The organism is Rhodococcus sp. NFXS4, assembly GCF_058139645.1.
The window spans coordinates 3,779,988-3,797,450 of the sequence record NZ_CP192221.1 but is presented as its reverse complement, the minus strand read 5'-3'; the positions used below and the strand labels follow the sequence as shown (position 1 = coordinate 3,797,450).

Below are 17,463 nucleotides of genomic sequence, written 5' to 3'. Positions count from 1 at the left end.
AGGTGCACACGGCCATCGGGATGCTCGCTGCCCAGTTCGCTCGCGCGGCGATCGTCGACGTGCCATGGTGGTGAGCATCAGTCGTCGGGGTAGTCGAAGGGTCGTGCCGTTGCCTCCTCTGCCCCAGTTCCAGAGTGCGATCCGCGGTCCGTGGTTGACGTCGGTGTTCGGTGCTGTCCTTCTCGTGTCGCTGCCGGTGATCACCGTGACCGGTCTGCTGTCCTACATCGCATACGGGCCGCAGTTCGGGCAGGCCCGCCCGGGTGACGTGGGGTGGCTGAGATTGCCCCAGTTCGACTGGCCGACCGATCCGTCATGGATCTACCGGTTGAACCAGGGCCTGCACGTCACGCTCGGCATCGTCATCATTCCGTTGGTGCTCGCGAAGCTGTGGTCGGTGATGCCGAAGCTGGTGCAGTGGCCGCCGGTCCGATCCCCGGCGCAGGCGCTCGAGCGGCTCAGCCTGTTGATGCTGGTCGGTGGTGTGCTGTTCGAGATCGTCACCGGTGTGCTCAACATCCAGTACGACTACGTCTTCGGCTTCGACTTCTACACGGCCCACTACTTCGGGGCATGGGTGTTCATTGCCGGATTCCTCGCGCACGTGGCCGTCAAGGTTCCGGTCATGTGGAGGACGTTGCGACAGACGTCGCTGTCCGAGGTGCTCCGGGAGCGCAATCGAGCGGCCGGGGTGGAACCGGAGCACGAGCAGAAGGCACCGGACGGCATCTCTCGGCGCGGGGCCCTTGCACTCGTGGCCGGCGGGAGCGGACTGCTGGCGGCACTCACCATCGGGCAGACCATCGACGGGCCTCTGCGATCCACCGCTCTGCTGGTGCCCCGCGGCCGCTCCTACGGCGACGGGCCGAACGACTTCCAGATCAATCGCACGGCGGTCGCAGCGGGAATCGATCCGGCGTCCACCGGGGATTCGTGGCGTGTGGAGTTGTCGGGAACGACGAGCGTGGTTCTCGACCGAGCAGCACTCGAGGCGATGGATCAGCACACCGCGGTATTGCCGATCGCGTGCGTCGAGGGGTGGTCGACGACGCAGGAGTGGACCGGGGTGCGCCTGCGGGACCTCGCCGGCCTCGCCGGCGTGACCGACGGCACCGCCACAGTGGCCTCGCTGGAACAGGGAGGTGCGTTCGCGCAGGCGACGCTGGCGCAGAACCAGGTGTGGCATCCGGATTCGCTTCTCGCGTTGACCGTCAACGGTGCGGCGCTGTCGCTCGACCACGGCTATCCCGCGCGGGTGATCGTTCCGGGCCTTCCCGGTGTCCACAACACCAAGTGGGTGTCGCGTATCGACTTCGCAGGCGGGGCCGATCGATGAGGCGGCTGTACGGGGCAGGCGCCGCTCATGCGGCCGTCATGGTCGTGTCCTTCGTCCTCGCGGGTGCCGCCGTCCTGACTCTCGGGGTGGACGCACTGTGGAACCCGGACAGGTGGTGGCAGTCGATCGCCGTGTGGTTCATCGGCGCGGCGATCCTGCACGACCTCGTTCTGTACCCGCTGTACTCGCTGGCGGATCGGGCGACGCGTCCGACTCGCAACTGGACGGTTCGACAGGTTCCGGTGCGGCAGCACATACGGGTGCCGGCGCTCGGCGCCGCGCTGACGCTGCTGGTGTTCTTCCCGGGCGTTCTGAACACCGACGACACTGCCATCGTGGCGGCCACGGGCCTCAACCGTGACCCGTATCTCGAGCGGTGGCTGTGGGTCGTGGCGGCCATGGTCGCAATCAGCGTCGCGGTGTTCCTGGTGCGGGTGCTCGCGGCGGTGAGGCGGCCGTCACCTGCGACGCCACGCGGCCACGATCGGACGGATACACAGGGCGCCTAGGGGAGGTGCGAAAAGACCTCCGCTAGAACGTTTCACGTCCGCTCCGGTGACGTTCCACCGTCGCTGCCACGCACGTGGACGCGGGAACGATTGCGGTCGAACACCATCCATGGGCCGCGTCGCGGCGAATGTGGAGTGACCATTACCGACGACAAGGAGCTGCAATGTTCACCATTCGTAAGTCCGTGGCCGCTACCGCGATCGGCGTGATGTCCCTCGTCCCGCTGGCCGCCTGCTCGTCCAGTGACGACGGCGGATCGGCAGCGGCAACGACGTCCAGTTCGTCCTCCGCTGCCGCATCGACGTCCACTCAGCCCGAACCCGCCGCGCAGGTCGATGCTCTGACCGGCGTGGACACCGCCGTCGCGCTCGATACCGGCTTCACGGACGCTCTGACCACGCTCGGGTTGACCCCGGGAACTGTGGGCACGGCGACCCTGGCGGACGGATCACTTCGATTCCCGATCACCGGCGGCAACGTCAAGTACTGGACGCCGGGCACGGTCGATCCGTACGTGCAGGGCTCCATCGACCACGAAGGCAGCGGATTGTCCCTGACCGCCGGCGGCACCACGGTGGAGCTGACCAACTTCGTCATCGATCCGGGCACCTCACTGCTCATGGGTGATGTGACCGTCAACGGAGAGAGCGCCGCCACCGACGCCGTGCTGTTCGATCTCGACGGCCGCACCCTCGAGCCGCTGGCCACCGGCCCGAACAACACCGCGATTCTGCAGGGCACGACCGTGCATATCTCCGAGACCGCCGCCGGCCTGCTGAACGAGACGTTCAAGACCGACGCCGTCACCCCGGGACTGCTCGTGGGAGTCGCCACGATCACCGTCAACACGCAGTAACGAGGCACAGCCTCTTACCCGGCCCACATCGACACCGATGTGGGCCGGATCGTGTCGACGAGTCGGGCGATGGCCCCTGAACGTGGAAAACGACTGAACGCGACGTTTGTCGCCGACGTCCACCGGGAATGGACAAGCATCCACATCGAGGAAGTGCCGGACCAGTCGGGGTCTGTAGAAGGGACAAGCGTGACAGCGACTTCGGCGGGCGAGGCCCCTGACAATTTCGATGTTCTGTTCGACACTGCCTCCACCGGTACCGCGTGGTGGGTGCGGCACCGGGACGGCCGACGGAACTTGTTGCCGGTCGGGCGTTGGCTCGGCGGCGAGCACGCAGACGCCGATGACCGCGCAGTGGACGAGACGTTGCTCGCCCTCTGCCGGGGGCGCACGATCGATCTCGCGTGCGGGCCGGGCCGGTTGGTCGAGGAACTGCGGCGACGGGGAGTATCGGCGATGGGTGTGGACACGTCCCCGGCAGCTGTCGCGCTGGTCCGCGAACGTGGTGCCAAAGCCGAGCTGGCCGACATCTTCGACATCGTTCCACACGAAGGGCATTGGGACACAGTGCTTCTCGTCGACGGGAACATCGGCATCGGTGGTGATCCCGGCCGTGTCATCGGTCGTGCGTACGACATCGCGTGCGAGAGCGGGACGGTGCACGTCGAAGTGGCAACGCCCGGAACGGGATTCGTCGCCGAATGTCTGCGTATCGAGAACGACGAGACTGCGGGGCCCTGGTACGACTGGGCGCGAATCGATGCGGACACGCTGGCGCCACTCGCCGCGGCACGAGGGCTGGTACCGGTCGGTGTGACCGCGATCGCCGGTCGGCACTTCGCTCACTTCGTCAAACCCCCGTACGGTTCGGCCCCCGAGACTTCCGAGTGAGCGGCCCGACCGCGACCGATCGGCGGCGCGGGTGGGTTCCTCGAGTTCCGGAACTGATCGGCGCACTACTTGCGGCTGCATTGGTCGTCGCGGCAGTGGTCGTGGCGCGGCGGGAGAATGCCGTCGTCACTCCGCTGATCGGCGGCATGGGTTTCGACTTCGACGATTTCGCGTCGCTCGCGCCTCTGTTCGGGCGGTGGGGCGCTCATGTGGGGCCGGGGACTCCGGTCGCGGTGATCGTCGGCGTCCTGGTGGTGATCCTCGGCCCGTCCGTGGCGGCACGCATGTCGTGGCGTCCGCTGCTCCTTGTCACCTGGGCGACGACCCTTGTCTGGACCGTCGGTCTGGCTGCGGTCGACGGCTGGCAGAAAGGGTTCGTCGACAAGTTGACGTCCCGCGACGAGTATCTGTCCGAAGTAGGTGGTATCGACGACATCGGTGCCACACTGCGCGGCTTCTCCGACCGGATCATCGACGGCCAGGCGGACTCGTGGGCCACGCACGTCTCCGGGCATCCCCCCGGCGCCATCCTGACGTTCGTGTGGTTGGACCGCATCGGACTCGGGGGAGGCGCGGCCGCCGCATGGTTGTGTGTGATCGTCGGGTCATCGGCCGCCGTCGCCACCGCTGTCGCCGTGGCAGCGCTCGTCGGCCGCGACACCGCCCGACGGTTGATCCCGTTCGCCGTGATCGCCCCCAGCGCGATCTGGATCGGTGTCTCCGCGGACGGATTCTTCACCGGTGTGTCCGCCTGGGGCATCGCCCTCCTGACCGTCGCAGCAGCCGGTCGACGAGCGCGACACGACGTCGCGGCCGTCGCGGCGGGTCTCCTGCTCGGGTTCTCGGTCTACCTCAACTACGGCCTCGCCCTGATGGGACTGCCGGCCCTGGCGGTCCTGATCGCCTCTCGCCGCGTGCGGCCACTGGTACCGGCGATCGGCGGCGCCCTCGTCGTCGCCGGCCTCTTCACCGCGTCGGGCTTCTGGTGGTTCGACGGGTACGTCGCGGTCCAGGAACGGTATTGGCAGGGCATCGCGTCAGCGCGCCCGTTCCAGTACTGGAGTTGGGGCAACATCGCGGCTCTGGTGTGTGCGGTGGGACTCGCGGTGCCCGCTGCGCTGTCCCGCGTGGTGTCACTGCCGCGTGTGCGACGTGCCGAGCCTGTGACTCTGCTCGTGGTGGCCGCTCTGCTGGCGGTGGCTTTCGCGGACCTGAGCAGGCTGAGCAAGGCGGAGACGGAACGCATCTGGCTGCCGTTCCAAGTGTGGATGACGGTTGCCACTGTCGCGATCGGGGACCGCTCGGTGCGCTTCTGGCTGGCAGCGCAAGTCGTGCTGGCACTCGCGATCAACCATCTGACGTACACGAACTGGTGAGCGACCCGTCCCCCCCCTCGATCGACACGACAAGGAGAAAACGATGCACGTGTTACTCACCGGCGCGGCCGGTTTCATCGGTGAACACATTCACGAAGCACTACTGGCGGCCGACCACGACGTGACGGCTGTCGACGCGTTCCTACCCTCGGCGCACGGCTCGACGCCACTGCACGCGCCGAACGTCACGACGGTCGACGTCCGCGACCCCGGCGCTCTGGACGATGTCATGGCGGGGGTCGATGTGGTGTGTCACCAGGCCGCCGTCGTCGGAGCCGGCGTCAGCACTGCGGACGCACCCGCATACGCCAGCCACAACGACCTGGGTACTGCCGAAGTACTTGCTGCGATGGCCCGAGCCGAGTGTCGGAAGCTGGTTCTCGCGTCATCGATGGTCGTCTACGGCGAAGGTCGCTACCGCTGCCCCGTGCACGGTGTCGTCCGTCCGCGCCCCCGGAACCCGTCGGATCTGCGGAACGGGGTCTTCGATGCGAAGTGCCCGGAGGGTGACGAGCCGGTGACGTGGGAGACGGTGGACGAGGACGCTCCGCTCGAGCCCCGAAGTCTCTATGCAGCAAGCAAACTCGCGCAGGAGAACTATGCACTCGCCTGGTCGCTGGCGACGGGCGGATCGGTCACGGCGCTGCGCTACCACAACGTCTACGGTGACCGAATGCCGCGTGACACACCGTATTCCGGTGTCGCCGCGATGTTCCGCTCATCGCTCGAGGGCGGTGAATCACCGACTGTGTACGAGGACGGTGGGCAGATGCGAGATTTCGTCGATGTCCGGGACGTCGCCGCCGCCAACCTTGCCGCCGTCGAGCACGACGGAGCGGGGTTCGTGGCCTGCAACGTCTGTTCGGGACACCCGATCTCGATCGGTGAGGTGGCCCGCATTCTGTGTCGTGCACACGGCGGCGGCATCGAGCCGAAGGTGACGGGTCAGTTCCGTCCCGGCGACGTGCGGCACATCGTTGCCGGTGCCGATCGGGCCGACGAGATTCTCGGATTCCGAGCTGCCGTCGGTCCGGACGAGGGCCTGACGCGGTTCGCGTCGGCACCGCTTCGGGCGGCATCCGATGGCTCGGCCCCGGTGGTGTGACGATGATCGATCCTTCCGATGTCACGGTCGTACTCCCGTGCCGCAACGAGGCGCAATCTCTTCCCGATGTTCTCGACGCCGTGCCCGACGGCTATCACCGTCTGGTCGTCGACAACGGCTCCACCGACGGCACTGCGGACGTGGCCCGCGCGCACGGGGCGCACGTGGTCATCGAGGCGATACCCGGATACGGCTCCGCCGTGCACGCCGGAATCAACGCTGCCCGAACGACCGTCGTGGCTGTCATGGACGGGGACGGGTCGATGGACCCGCGCGAGCTGCCCGGTCTCGTCGCAGCGTTGGACTCCGCCCAACTCGTCGTCGGTCGGCGCCGCCCGGTGCACCGCAGTGGCTCGCCGTGGCACGCCCGCCTCGGCAACAAGGCCATTGCCTGGCGTCTGCGCAGACGGCTGAAGATCGACGTCCACGACATCGGCGCTCTTCGGGTGGCGCGCCGCGAGGATCTGCTCTCGCTCGACGTCCCGGACCGACGCTCCGGTTACCCGCTGCAGCTGCTGGTTCTCGCCGCTCGGGCAGGGTGGACAGTTGTCGAGCACGACATCACCTACCGCCCGCGTACCGGGGGAGTGTCGAAGGTGTCGGGGTCGGTTCGCGGCACGGTGGTGGCCGTCTGGGATTTCGCGAAGGTGATTCCATGATCGATGCGACGCTGCTCGTCATCGCGAAAGCGCCGGTACCCGGCTTCGCCAAGACTCGATTGATGGCCGCCATGACCGCCGAGGACGCCGCGTCGGTGGCGGCTGCGGCGCTGCTCGACACGCTCGCCGCGGCGAGGCAGGCTCCTTTTGCCCGGCGGGTGGTCGCGATGACCGGCGACCTGGCCGAGGCGATGCGCAGCTACGAGATCCGAAAGTCACTGGCAGATTTTCTGGTCATCGACCAACGCGGGGACGGATTTGCGGAACGCCTGATCCACGCGCATCACGACGCCGCCGGATCCGGTCCCGTCGTGCAGATAGGCATGGACACACCGCAGGTCGACCCCGCGATGCTCACCGACGTCGGTGAGGCTCTGGCACCGTCGTCGGCGATCCTGGGCCGTGCCGAGGACGGAGGGTGGTGGGTGCTCGGACTGCACGACGCATCCGATGCGCAGGCCCTGCGAGCAGTGGAGATGTCCACTGACCGCACCGGGCACGACACCCGGGACGCCCTGCAGCGCTGCGGCCTCGTCGTCGGTGCAGCACCGACTCTGCGTGACGCGGACGAACTCGTCGATCTCGACCCGATCGCACGACAGTGCCACCCGGACAGTGAGTTCGCCCGATGCGTGGCTGCGCTCCCCGTTTCGAGGCCGACGGGAGAGATGCTCTGACTACGACATCCGGAACCCGGAGTGTGCTGTTCCGCTTCTACCTCGTCGGGGCTGCGAGCGCCGTCGCGTACGTTCTGTTGTTTCTGGTGTTCCGAGTCGTCATGTCGTCCCAGGCCGCGAACGTGCTCGCGCTCCTGGTCTCTGCGCTCGCCAACACCGCGATCAACCGCCGGTTCACCTTCGGAATCCGTGGAACCGATGCGATCGTTCGCCAGTACGTGCAAGGGCTCGTCGTCTTCGCCCTCGGGCTGGCGGTCACCAGCGGCTCGTTGGTACTCCTCCACAGGTGGGTACCCGATGCATCGCGAGCAGTCGAGGTGTCCGTCCTGGTGGCCGCGAACCTCGTGGCCACGGTCGTGCGCTTCGTCGGGTTGCGCCGGGTGTTCACCGAACACCGATCGTGAACGTCGCGCAGGCACGTGTCACGACGCGTCGACACTGTCGGCCGGGATGATCTGCAGGCTCGAGTCCGCGCCGGGGTCACTGCCTGTCACCAACACGTTTCCCGTTCGTGGATCCACGGCAACGGAATTGGCCTGACGAACCGTCGGCAAGTCGACCACGATCCGCGGCGATGCCGGCTCGGCCACATCGACGACACGAAGGATGTTGCTCTCGGTCAGCGTGATCAGAAGGAGCTTCCGATCGGCGTCGTAGGCGAGCCCGTAAGGATTGCCGGGTGCGTCGATGCGAGCGACCTCGCTGATGTCGGGAGTGATGCGTTCGAGGTATACCGCGCCACCGTCGGTGTCGGCGAAGGCAGCGAGGTCGGGGCCGAGCGATGTCGCATGCGTCAGTTTGGTCCCCAACGGTCCCTGCGCGACGAGCTTCTGGTCCGGCCCGCTGTAGATCCAGATCCCGTTGCCCTGCACGTCTGCGACAGCTGCGTAATTGCCGACGGCTGCAACGCCGCCCGGTTGCACGGGACCGGCGGGGAGAGATGCGGTCACGACACCGTTGCGTACGAAGACGACTCCGCCGCCCATCTCGTTGGTCACGACGGTCGCGCCGTCGGCGGTTACCACGGCATCGTGCGGTTGCCGTCCGACGCCCCGGGTGGTGGAGAGCGTCGCTCCGTTCGCCGGATCGACCAGGAGCAGTTCGTCACTGGACTCGAGGGGCGCGAGTACCGGTCCGTCCGGGCCGGCGAGGGAGAGGTGTCGCGGCGCACCGACCGTCGGCACGAACGATCGCTCGACTCCGGTCGCCGCGTCGAGCAGCCTCAGGCCATCGGGTTCACGCACTGCGGCGACGGCGATGCCGGACGACGTGACGACGATTCCCTCGGGTGCGCCCGGAAGCGGAACGACGGTGCCGATCGGATCCTGCGCTGCGGGCGCCCTAGCCGGTTCGGCGGCGGGTGTCTGCGTCGGCCCGGGTGCAGTGTCGTCGGTGGAACAGCCGGCGACGAGAGCCAGTACCGACAGGGCGACGACGATGCGTTTCACGGTGAACCACCGAACTTGTCTAGTGCGTCCAGGGATGTTCATCGTGTGCGTACCCAGCACGTTCACGCGGGAAACCCGAGTCGAGCTCCCACGAGCACAGCCGAGCTCGAGTCTGTCGGAATCGGTGCACGGAGCCGGGCTGATAGCGTCGATCGTCTCCACGCTTCATCGCACGAGGGGAACGACGAGACGATGACGGGCACACTCACCTGGCACGACGACATCAGTCCGCAAGCACGCGTCCTGTCGACGGCGATGAAGGCGCTCCTCAAGCCCACCCTGAGTATGTGGCCGCTCACCGACGGCGGCATCAAGGCCATCGGGCACCTCGATCGCGTCGTCGACCGACTGCCGAAGCCGCCACGCGTCACTATCGACCAGGTGGTTCTCGGTGGTGTGCCCTGCGAGAAGACGACACATCCTCGGACGGCCACCGGCTCTCTGGCCGGTGCGACGGTTCTCTACTTTCACGGCGGCGGCTTCGTCTTCTGCGGACTGGCGACCCACCGCGGTGCGTGTGCCATGATCGCCGCCCGTGCGGGTGTTCCGGTGTACTCCGTGGAGTACCGGCAGATTCCGTACGGCGGCATCGGCACGTCGATCTTCGATGCCATGGCCGCCTACCGCGCCGCGTCGGCGACGGTGGCCGACCCGTCGAAGATCATCGTGGCGGGAGACTCGGCCGGCGGTTACCTCGCGATGAAAGTCGCCGAACTGGCTGTGCTGGAAGGGTTGACACCACCCGCGGCCGTTCTGGGATTCTCGCCGTTGCTCAATCTGGACCTGAGGAGCCATTCCCGTGCGTTCATGAAGCGGGACGCGTATCTGCCGATGAAACAGGTTCTCGCGCTGGAGGATCGTTGGATGAACGGGCCGGACGCCATCCCGGGCGCAGCGTCTCCGATCGATGCCGATCCATCGGTGTTTCCGCCGGTGTTCCTGTCCTCGGCGCAGTACGAGTTGATGCGCCCGGACGTGGAGGCGATGACGCGCAAGCTCGAGGACGCCGGCCGGATCGTCGAGACCCATGTGTGGCGGGGTCAGGTGCACGCATTTCCCGTGTTGGCAGGCGTACTTCCGGAAGGCCGCGAGACGCTGCGGTGCGCGGTGGACTTCGCTGCGCGCCACCTCTGAGCCCTTCAGACGACTCCACCCGAGCTGGTCGTCGCTCCTGCGTGACCGCACGCGCACGGCTCGGTTGTCGAATGTCCCGACCCATCGCACGGATACTGGCCACACTCCACATCGGTGGTGCCCGTCTCGGACCGATACTTGTCCCGTGACCGACATCGATGTCTCCGCACTGCCTCGCTACAGCAAGACCGGCCGGGGAGCCCCCATGCTCCTGATTCACGGGATCGGGCATCGACATCAGATGTGGGACCCCGTGATTCCGACACTGGCTGATCACTTCGACACCGTCGCGATCGATCTCCCGGGCTTCGGAGAGAGCGATCCCCTCGGCGACGGTGACGCACCCACGCCGGCGCGACTGGCTGACCGGGTGGAGCTGGTGATGGACGAACTGGGCTGGGACAGTGCGCACCTCGTGGGCAATTCGCTCGGCGGGTGGCTCTCGTTGGAGATCGCGCGCCGTGGTCGGGCGACGTCCGTGTGTGCGCTCATGCCCGCCGGGCTGTGGCGCTCGACGGGCGGCACAGCCCGTGTGCGTCGGCAGGTGCTCTTCTCCGTGTGGGTGCACGGGTCTCGCGTTCCGGGTGCGGGGTTCCTTCTGCGCCGGCCACTGCCGCGGACCGTCGCCTTGTTCGGGCTGTTCGGCCGTCCGTGGCGCATCCCGTCGGTGGTGGCAGCCGACGATGCACGCAACCTCGCCACGTGCGACTTCGACCGCACGATGTCGGCCCTCGAGGGCACCCGCTTCGGCGGCGGAGCCGAGATCGATGTCCCGATCACCGTGGTCTACGGGGGCAGAGACCCGCTCATCCGTGCAGCGGAGACGGACCTCGACGGGCTGCCGTCCCTCGCCGCCGTCATCGTCCACGAGCATCTGGGGCACGTTCCCACGTGGGACGATCCTGATCTCGTGGCAGCTGTGATCAGGGGCTCGACCACGGCGTCGTGAGCACACGTGGGAACGCCACGCTTTCGGTAGACGCTCACGCCCGCGACGCCAGGTAGTCGTCCACCGTCGTCGGGGCGCGGGGGTCGTCCCCCGCCGCGGCGACGCGTCCTGCAGAGAACGCGTGGTGCATCTCGACCTGCAATCTCGCTGCATCGTCGGAGAATCCGACCTGGAGTAGCTGGGTGATCGTCTCCTCGTCGGGGAGCTGCTGGTAGGGGAGATGGCCGATGCCCTGTGCTCGGCCGACCGCAGCGGCGAGGTCTGTCAGGGTGAGATCGACTGCGGTCCTGATCTCGCGGATGGTGGTGCCCTGGTGCTCGGGTTCCTCGACTGCGTCGGCCGCGGCTGCGCCGACGTCTCCGGCCGCCACCATCGGCAGGGGCACGTCGGGGGCGATGGAGTCCTGGAGTGCCCCGATGCGGCGGAGGTGGGGCAGGACGGGTTCGAGATTGTCGAAGAAGTAGCCGGGTCGGAGAAGGACGAGATCGGTCTCGAGGGCGGTGAGTCGCTGCTCCTGAGCGTGCAGTGCGGTGAGGAATCCGGTCCCGTGCTCGAGTTCGGCGCCCAGAGAACTGAGTGCGACGACGCGTGGCACCCGTGCTCGTCGGAGTGCGTCGGTGATGGAGGACCCGATGTCGTTCATGTGTGCTCGGACGTCGGGTGCTGTGGGGTCGAACGGGACGAGGACGTAGGCCGCGTCCACGCCGGTGAACGCGGTGGTGAGGAAGTCGGTGTCGGTCAGGTCGCCCGTGTGCGTGGTGGCAGCCGGGTGTGGGTGGGGCCGTGCGGTGCGCGCGATACGGCGTACTTTCCTTCCGCGGCCGAGGAGCGTGTCGGTGAGGCGTCGTCCGGTTCGGCCGGTGGCGCCGAGAACAGTGATGGTTCGTTGTGTGGTCACGATGGTCACGGTGCCGGGTTCGTGGTGGACAATGAATACCGTGGAGTCCACCGTTGATGATCGATCGTCCAGGATGTGGCGCGGTGACGATGCGCTCGGCGACGCCCTGCACTCGCTGCGGATGCGTGGGGTGTTCTACGTTCGATCGGAACTGACGGCTCCCTGGGGTCTCGACATCCCCGCGATGGAGGACTGCCTGTGGTTTCACGCACCGGTGGTGGGATCGTGCCTGCTCGACCTGCCGGGGACGGACCCTCGGCTGGTGGGCGAGGGTGAGTGCGTGCTGGTCCCGCACGGTCGAGGCCACCGAGTGGTGGACGATCCGTCATCCCTGTCGGTGTCGATGTACGACCCGGAGCCCGAGTGGATCTCGGACCGCTTCATCGTTCTCGAGCACGGCGGCGGGGGCGAGCGGGCCGTGTTGATCTGTGGCGCCGTGAAGTTCGATCATCCGACTGCTCGCTCACTCCTCGACGTGCTGCCCGATGTGCTGGTGGGTGATCGCGGGTCTGCGGTCTCGTCCGCGGTACTGGAACTGCTCGCGAACGAGGCCGCTGCCCGCCGGCCGGGTGGGGAGGCCGTGGTGACGCGGCTGGCCGACATCCTGATCATCGATCTCGTCCGAGCGTGGCTCCGAGAGGAGGGCGCTGAGATCGGCGGCTGGCTGGGGGCGTTGCGCGACAGACAGATCGGTGCCGCGGTCATCGCGATGCATCGGCATCCGGAGCGGCCGTGGACGGTGGCGGATCTGGCTCGGACGGCGGCGATGTCTCGATCCGCCTTCGCCGCGCGCTTCACCGCGCTGGTGGGTGAGGCCCCGCTGGTCCACCTGACCCGTCGGCGCATGCAGCTCGCGGCGGCGGAGCTCATGAGATCGAACGCCACCATCTCCTCGGTCGCGGCCTCGTTCGGATACGGGTCCGACGCGGCGTTCTCGCGAGCGTTCACCCGCACGATGGGTCGGTCCCCGTCGTCGATGCGGCACTCAGGGTCGGCGTCGTAGGGGCATCCTGTTGTCCGACAACCCCTCACATCGGACGAAGACTCGGAGCGGCACGAACGGAGGCTATGCCTCAGCCTTCCGCGCTGCCACACGGTGGGCGGCATCCTGCACGAACCAGTAGGCCACCAGGCCGACGTACACGCCGACGAGCCCGCCGGTCACCCGTACGCCGCGCCGACGAGACAGAGACTCCCACGACACAGACATCGCACACCCTCTCACCGAACACGTCACCGATCCGACGATTGTCCTCCGAACATGCCGATCAGCACAACGGCTGCGAGTGACGGCGGAACGATCGGCCTGAGTCTCGCTGTCCTGGAGTGCCACCCTCGGGCTCTGACGGGCGCCGTGGAGGCTACGCGAGAGTCAGCGCGTCGCGCACGGTCGCAGGCGACCTGCCGAGCAACTGGCCCAGCAGTGGATCGACGCCGGCGAACCAACCGCCGGCTGCAGCGTCGAACATCCCGAGTGTGAAGCGAGCCGCGAATTCCGGCTGCCCCGAGGCGACCCGGGCTGCGATCCAGTCCTCGGGGTCCATCAGGACTCGCCGTACCGTCCGCCCTGCCACGTCGGAGGCGATCGCCGCCACCTCCTCGAAGGTGGGTGCGGACTCGGCGGTCACCGTGACCGGTCCGTCGTACGCGCCGTTCGATGCGATGATCGCCGCCGCAGCCTCCGCCGAATCCGCTCGGGACGTCCACGACACCGGACCGTCGGCCGGAACCGTGATGACACCGGACTCGCGCCAGGGGCCCGTCGACCAGGCCAGGCTGTGGGCGTAGAAGCCGTTGCGCAGCGAGGTCCACGGCAGGCCGGAACCCGCCAGCAGCCGCTCCGTCGCCGCGTGGTCTCGACCCGGACCGAATGGCGTGTCGTCCGCGGCCCCCTGATGACTCGTGTACAGGATTCGCCCCACGCCCGCGGTGACGGCCGCGTCGATCGCGTTGCGGTGCAGGGAGACTGCGTCGGCCCTCGGATCACTGGACGAGACGAGCAGCAGCTGATCGGCATTCGCGAACGCGTCCGGCAGCGACGCCGGGTCTGCGTAGTCGCCGTGGCGCACCTCGATTCCGAGATCGGCGAAGCGTCGGGCCCTGGACGCGTCTCTGACCGCCACCGCGATCTCCGAAGCGGGGCGATGTCTGAGCAGGTGGTCGACAGTGGCGCCGTTCAGCGCGCCGGTGGCGCCGGTGATGACGATCATGAGTGCCTCAGTTTCGTTGGTATCGCGCCGGTGTTATCGGCGGAAACGCAACGGTATCACGGAACTGTTATCGTTGGAACGTGATCAAGCCGACCAGCACTCGAGACGACGTCCGGGCGCGGATCATCGAGGTCGCGGCCGTCCTGCTGCGCGATCACGGCGTGGCCGCAGTGACCACTCGTGGGGTTGCCGAGGGTGCCGACGTACAGCCCCCGACGATCTATCGACTGTTCGGCGACAAGGACGGTCTCCTGGAATCCGTCGCAGAACATGTTCTGGCCGAGCATGTCTCGATGAAGAAACGCATCACCGAGACGGCCGCGTCGCAGGGCGTGGATCCCCTCGTGGACCTGCGCGACGGGTGGCTGACGCAGGTCGAATTCGGCATCGCCAACCCGGAATTGTTCCGGATGATGAACGGCCCGCAGCACCTGACACGATCTCGCGCGGCGCAGGCCGGCATGGACGTCCTCCGGGCTCGGATACACAGGGTCGCCGAGACGGGCCGACTGCGGGTGAGCGAACAACGGGCGCTCGGACTCGTCCAGGCAGCGGGTGTGGGCACGACCTCGGTGCTTCTCGCGACTCCGGCCGAGGACCGCGACGACGAGTTGGCCGACGCGATGTTCGATGCCGTCATGCGGCAGATCCTCACCGACCCGCCCGACCGCGAGCAGGACGACCACGCCGCCGCCGCGGTCGCTTTTCGTGCGATCACGCCGGCTTTGGACACGTTGAGCGCCGCCGAGCGCGCGGTCATGGTCGAGTGGCTCGATCGGGTGATCGCCGGACTCTGACAAGCGACTTCGACGACGCCTCTCCCTTTCGCCGACCTCACGGTCGACGGGGGCCGGGTATCAGCAGGGGAACGCGGTCCACCAGGTCGAGTGCGACATCGGGAGAGGCGCCGTCGAACACGGCGGTGTGGATCCCGCGCATGGCGCCGGTCACGAGTTGCGCTGCCGCGGCCACGTCGGTGTGGCGGTCGATCTGACCGGCATCGGCCGCTCTGTGCAGCAGTTGTTCGATCGCGACGACGAAGTCGGTGTGCCACCCCTCGGCGGTTCCTTCGCTGCGGGGAACACCGATGTTGCGGAACAGCACGTGGGTCGCCGGAGTGTCGTAGATGGCGGCCGCGGCGATGTGCAGGAACGATCGCAGCTGTCCCAGAGGATCGTCCGGCCACGTCGCCTGCTCGGAACGCGTTGCCATGCGGTCGATCAGCGTGGTGGCGGCATCGTTGACGGCTGCGTGGAACAGGTCGCGTTTGGTGGGGAAGTGGTGGAATGCGGTCCGAGCCGCGAGCCCGCAGTGCTGCGCCACGGCCTCCACGGTGATGTCGCCGTAGTCGGAGTGTTCGAGCAGCGTCTGGGTGGCGTGGACGAGCCGAGTCGGCGCCGGCCCCGGGTCGTCCGTGGTGTCGGACGCGGCCCACCGATAGAGAGTGGTCGGGTGGACACCCAGGTCAGATGCGACGGCGGTGGGACTCTCTGTTCCCTCGAAGGCACGCTCCACAGCGGCGCGACGGTCGGCCGCAGTGAACTTCGAGGCCCTGGCCATGATCGTGACACTACAGTCCGAGTCGGCCGAGCGGGAACGGCAACTCGGAAGATCAGCGCAGCAGCCGCGCCACCGCCGGAAGCAGTACCCGAGGTGGCGTCAGCGCTGCCGTGGCGGCCGCGATGGTGTTTCTCCGTCCTGAGATGACGTGTGGGCGTGAGGTTTTGGCGTCGAGGGCGCGCATCGCGGTGGTGACGACCTCGGCGGGTGACTGGTACGAGCCGGTCGTCGCGGCGGACTCGCCGATGACATCGAAGAACTCGGTGCGCGTCGGACCCGGGGCGAGTGCGAACACTCGGACACCGTGGCGCCTGGACTCGAACCACAACGACTGCGTGAAGCTCAGGACGAACGCCTTGGCTGCGGCGTAGACGGCGAGCGTGGGAACGGGTTGGAACGCCGTCGTGCTGGCGACGTTGACGACGGATCCGGTGCCGCGGGAGATCATGTCGGGGAGGAAGGCAGAGCAGATGTCCACCACTGCAGCGACATCGACCGCCAGGAGCCGCGCGAGGTCGTCGGCATCGTTGTCGACGAACGGGCCCTGTACTGCGAAGCCGGCATTGTTGACGACGAGGTCCAGTCTCTCGGGAACCAGGGTCCGCAGTCGACGCCCGGCTGCGGGTTCAGACAGATCATGGGAGACCGTACGGCAGTGGATGCCGTGTGCACGTTCGAGTTCGGCTGCGAGAGCGGTCAACCGGTCCTCCCGTCGTGCCACCAACACCAGGTCGGAGCCGCGCGCGGCCAGGGCTCGGGCGAACTCGGCCCCGATGCCGGAACTCGCCCCGGTCACCATGGACCGCGCCGGTCGGAATGGATCCTGCGAGCGACTCATCCTCGGGAGTCCTTCGACCGATGCCCACGCTCGGAGGCGGACCGTCGGGCGAAGTCCTCGTAGGAGGTGGGTTCGCGTCCGAGCAGTGCGGGAAGCACGGTCAGATCACCGGCGGGAAGTCCGTGCCGGTCGTAATGCGACATCATCGTGCGGTACGCCTCGCGCGCATCGCGCGGCCAGTCGTTCATGCCGCGGGGATTGGCGGCCGCGCCGACTCCCCGCACGAGGTGGCTCGCGGAGTGCATCCCGGTTGCCCGGACGGCCTCGACGAGGATCGGTCCCAGCGCGGGCAGGGCGGCTGTCCTGTGTCTGAGCGATGACGGCGGGATGCGGAGAGCAGTCACGCGATGGCCCAACACCGTCGACCAGATCGCAGCCATCTGGTGGCGAGTCAGCTCGACGGTGGACAGGTCGTAGGTACGCCCGGTGTGTGGGGCCGGATCGAGTGCGATGGTGGCGGCCACCTCGGCGACATCGGCGAGGTCGACCACTCCCATGACGCTGTCCGGTGAGACCGGGTACGGCATGACGCCCGCGTGCAGAAGGTCCCACACCTCGAGGTAGTTCTGCATGTAGTGCGACGGTCTCAGGACGGTGATGGGGATCGCGCTGTCGAGCAGCATCCCCTCCGCGATGTCCTTCTGCCGATGATGGGTCAGCTGGTGCAGTTCGGGGTGGATCACCGAGTGGAACACGATGTGCTGCAGACCATGTGATGGTCCTGAAGCGATGAGGTGATCGATGATGGGTCGCTCGTCGATGATCTGGGTCGGAGCCGCGTGGTACAGGACGGTCGTGCCGGCAAGGGCCGTGTCGACTGTCTGCGGGGCTCTCAGATCGCCCACGACGACCTCGGTGGCCCCGTCCCGCCGAGTCGTACGGGCCTGGTCGTCGTTCTTCACCACCGCTCGTATCGGAACACCCCGTGACGCCAGCTGTCGGACGAGCAGCCGTCCGACACCGCCTGCGGCACTGGTCACTGTGATCATGGAACCCCCTCCGGTCTCCGCACCCGG

At 67.6% G+C, this 17,463-nt stretch carries 19 protein-coding genes; 13 read left to right on the top strand and 6 right to left on the bottom strand.

The genetic code is table 11. The features are described from left to right. The first annotated feature begins 64 nt into the window (after positions 1-64). The 9 genes from J4E04_RS17920 (at position 65) to J4E04_RS17880 (ending at position 7,814) form a co-directional block, all read left to right on the top strand. A complete protein-coding gene (locus J4E04_RS17920; RefSeq protein ID WP_490150569.1) occupies positions 65-1,336 on the top strand; it encodes a molybdopterin-dependent oxidoreductase in 1,272 nt (423 codons plus the stop codon). Then, entirely contained in the window at positions 1,333-1,845 is a 513-nt protein-coding gene (locus J4E04_RS17915; RefSeq protein WP_490149181.1) for a hypothetical protein, read from the top strand. The genes J4E04_RS17920 and J4E04_RS17915 overlap by 4 nt, the downstream gene beginning before the upstream one ends. Positions 1,846-2,009: 164 nt before the next feature. Beyond that, entirely contained in the window at positions 2,010-2,702 is a 693-nt protein-coding gene (locus tag J4E04_RS17910) for a hypothetical protein (protein WP_222628112.1), read from the top strand. 189 nt (positions 2,703-2,891) lie between these two features. Beyond that, positions 2,892-3,593 carry a methyltransferase domain-containing protein gene (locus tag J4E04_RS17905; protein WP_490149180.1) on the top strand — a complete coding sequence of 234 codons (702 nt, stop codon included), beginning with the start codon at positions 2,892-2,894 and terminating at the stop codon, positions 3,591-3,593. After that, positions 3,590-4,969: a hypothetical protein gene (locus J4E04_RS17900; RefSeq protein ID WP_374197692.1), complete on the top strand. Its 1,380-nt coding sequence runs from the start codon at positions 3,590-3,592 to the stop codon at positions 4,967-4,969. The genes J4E04_RS17905 and J4E04_RS17900 overlap by 4 nt, the downstream gene beginning before the upstream one ends. Positions 4,970-5,012: 43 nt before the next feature. Then, positions 5,013-6,074 (top strand): NAD-dependent epimerase/dehydratase family protein, encoded by a 1,062-nt coding sequence (locus J4E04_RS17895; protein ID WP_490149179.1) that lies wholly within the window; start codon positions 5,013-5,015, stop codon positions 6,072-6,074. 2 nt (positions 6,075-6,076) lie between these two features. Continuing rightward, complete coding sequence (locus J4E04_RS17890; protein ID WP_490149178.1) at positions 6,077-6,733, top strand: glycosyltransferase family 2 protein; 657 nt, start codon at positions 6,077-6,079, stop codon at positions 6,731-6,733. Beyond that, complete coding sequence (locus tag J4E04_RS17885) at positions 6,730-7,410, top strand: TIGR04282 family arsenosugar biosynthesis glycosyltransferase (RefSeq protein WP_490149177.1); 681 nt, start codon at positions 6,730-6,732, stop codon at positions 7,408-7,410. Before J4E04_RS17890 ends, J4E04_RS17885 begins: the two co-directional genes overlap by 4 nt. A gap of 23 nt (positions 7,411-7,433) precedes the next feature. Next, positions 7,434-7,814, top strand: coding sequence for a GtrA family protein (locus J4E04_RS17880; protein ID WP_328813439.1), 381 nt, complete (start codon positions 7,434-7,436; stop codon positions 7,812-7,814). 18 nt (positions 7,815-7,832) lie between these two features. On the opposite strand, the gene J4E04_RS17875 is transcribed toward J4E04_RS17880, so the two are convergent. After that, complete coding sequence (locus J4E04_RS17875; RefSeq protein ID WP_490149176.1) at positions 7,833-8,924, bottom strand: NHL repeat-containing protein; 1,092 nt, start codon at positions 8,922-8,924, stop codon at positions 7,833-7,835. Between the two features lie 126 nt (positions 8,925-9,050). Between J4E04_RS17875 and J4E04_RS17870 the strand changes: the two genes are divergently transcribed. After that, positions 9,051-9,992 (top strand): alpha/beta hydrolase, encoded by a 942-nt coding sequence (locus J4E04_RS17870; RefSeq protein WP_027504475.1) that lies wholly within the window; start codon positions 9,051-9,053, stop codon positions 9,990-9,992. Between the two features lie 145 nt (positions 9,993-10,137). Then, entirely contained in the window at positions 10,138-10,941 is an 804-nt protein-coding gene (locus J4E04_RS17865; RefSeq protein WP_490149175.1) for an alpha/beta fold hydrolase, read from the top strand. Positions 10,942-10,975: 34 nt separating this feature from the next. Here J4E04_RS17865 and J4E04_RS17860 read toward each other — a convergent pair whose 3' ends face one another. Further along, positions 10,976-11,839 carry an NmrA family NAD(P)-binding protein gene (locus J4E04_RS17860; RefSeq protein ID WP_490149174.1) on the bottom strand — a complete coding sequence of 288 codons (864 nt, stop codon included), beginning with the start codon at positions 11,837-11,839 and terminating at the stop codon, positions 10,976-10,978. A 40-nt stretch (positions 11,840-11,879) separates the two neighbouring features. Between J4E04_RS17860 and J4E04_RS17855 the strand changes: the two genes are divergently transcribed. Further along, on the top strand, positions 11,880-12,842 hold the full coding sequence (locus tag J4E04_RS17855) for an AraC family transcriptional regulator (protein ID WP_490149173.1): 963 nt from the start codon (positions 11,880-11,882) through the stop codon (positions 12,840-12,842). Between the two features lie 358 nt (positions 12,843-13,200). Here the strand turns inward: J4E04_RS17855 and J4E04_RS17850 are convergent, their stop codons facing one another. Further along, complete coding sequence (locus J4E04_RS17850; protein ID WP_222650886.1) at positions 13,201-14,049, bottom strand: NAD(P)H-binding protein; 849 nt, start codon at positions 14,047-14,049, stop codon at positions 13,201-13,203. Positions 14,050-14,129: 80 nt separating this feature from the next. Between J4E04_RS17850 and J4E04_RS17845 the strand changes: the two genes are divergently transcribed. Continuing rightward, on the top strand, positions 14,130-14,846 hold the full coding sequence (locus tag J4E04_RS17845; protein ID WP_490149172.1) for a TetR/AcrR family transcriptional regulator: 717 nt from the start codon (positions 14,130-14,132) through the stop codon (positions 14,844-14,846). Positions 14,847-14,883: 37 nt separating this feature from the next. On the opposite strand, the gene J4E04_RS17840 is transcribed toward J4E04_RS17845, so the two are convergent. From J4E04_RS17840 to J4E04_RS17830, 3 genes are read right to left on the bottom strand one after another with little or no spacing between them, the layout of a single operon-like run. After that, positions 14,884-15,609 (bottom strand): TetR family transcriptional regulator, encoded by a 726-nt coding sequence (locus J4E04_RS17840; protein WP_490149171.1) that lies wholly within the window; start codon positions 15,607-15,609, stop codon positions 14,884-14,886. A 52-nt stretch (positions 15,610-15,661) separates the two neighbouring features. Next, positions 15,662-16,447 carry an SDR family NAD(P)-dependent oxidoreductase gene (locus tag J4E04_RS17835; RefSeq protein WP_328810407.1) on the bottom strand — a complete coding sequence of 262 codons (786 nt, stop codon included), beginning with the start codon at positions 16,445-16,447 and terminating at the stop codon, positions 15,662-15,664. Next, the gene (locus tag J4E04_RS17830; RefSeq protein ID WP_490149170.1) at positions 16,444-17,436 is read right to left on the bottom strand and encodes an SDR family oxidoreductase; all 993 of its coding nucleotides are present in this window, start codon (positions 17,434-17,436) and stop codon (positions 16,444-16,446) included. Before J4E04_RS17830 ends, J4E04_RS17835 begins: the two co-directional genes overlap by 4 nt. Positions 17,437-17,463 lie beyond the last annotated feature (27 nt).

What these genes read in the sequence shown, in the direction of transcription:
- J4E04_RS17870 (WP_027504475.1), top strand. Translation starts at nt 9,051, where the DNA reads ATGACGGGCACACTCACCTGGCACGACGACATCAGTCCGCAAGCACGC.
- J4E04_RS17850 (WP_222650886.1), bottom strand. Translation starts at nt 14,049, where the DNA reads ATGATCGTCATCACCGGCGCCACCGGCGCGCTGAACGGCGCCACTGTC.
- J4E04_RS17830 (WP_490149170.1), bottom strand. Translation starts at nt 17,436, where the DNA reads ATGATCACAGTGACCAGTGCCGCAGGCGGTGTCGGACGGCTGCTCGTC.
- J4E04_RS17895 (WP_490149179.1), top strand. Translation starts at nt 5,013, where the DNA reads ATGCACGTGTTACTCACCGGCGCGGCCGGTTTCATCGGTGAACACATT.
- J4E04_RS17840 (WP_490149171.1), bottom strand. Translation starts at nt 15,609, where the DNA reads ATGGCCAGGGCCTCGAAGTTCACTGCGGCCGACCGTCGCGCCGCTGTG.
- J4E04_RS17915 (WP_490149181.1), top strand. Translation starts at nt 1,333, where the DNA reads ATGAGGCGGCTGTACGGGGCAGGCGCCGCTCATGCGGCCGTCATGGTC.
- J4E04_RS17835 (WP_328810407.1), bottom strand. Translation starts at nt 16,447, where the DNA reads ATGAGTCGCTCGCAGGATCCATTCCGACCGGCGCGGTCCATGGTGACC.
- J4E04_RS17920 (WP_490150569.1), top strand. Translation starts at nt 65, where the DNA reads ATGGTGGTGAGCATCAGTCGTCGGGGTAGTCGAAGGGTCGTGCCGTTG.
- J4E04_RS17910 (WP_222628112.1), top strand. Translation starts at nt 2,010, where the DNA reads ATGTTCACCATTCGTAAGTCCGTGGCCGCTACCGCGATCGGCGTGATG.
- J4E04_RS17890 (WP_490149178.1), top strand. Translation starts at nt 6,077, where the DNA reads ATGATCGATCCTTCCGATGTCACGGTCGTACTCCCGTGCCGCAACGAG.
- J4E04_RS17885 (WP_490149177.1), top strand. Translation starts at nt 6,730, where the DNA reads ATGATCGATGCGACGCTGCTCGTCATCGCGAAAGCGCCGGTACCCGGC.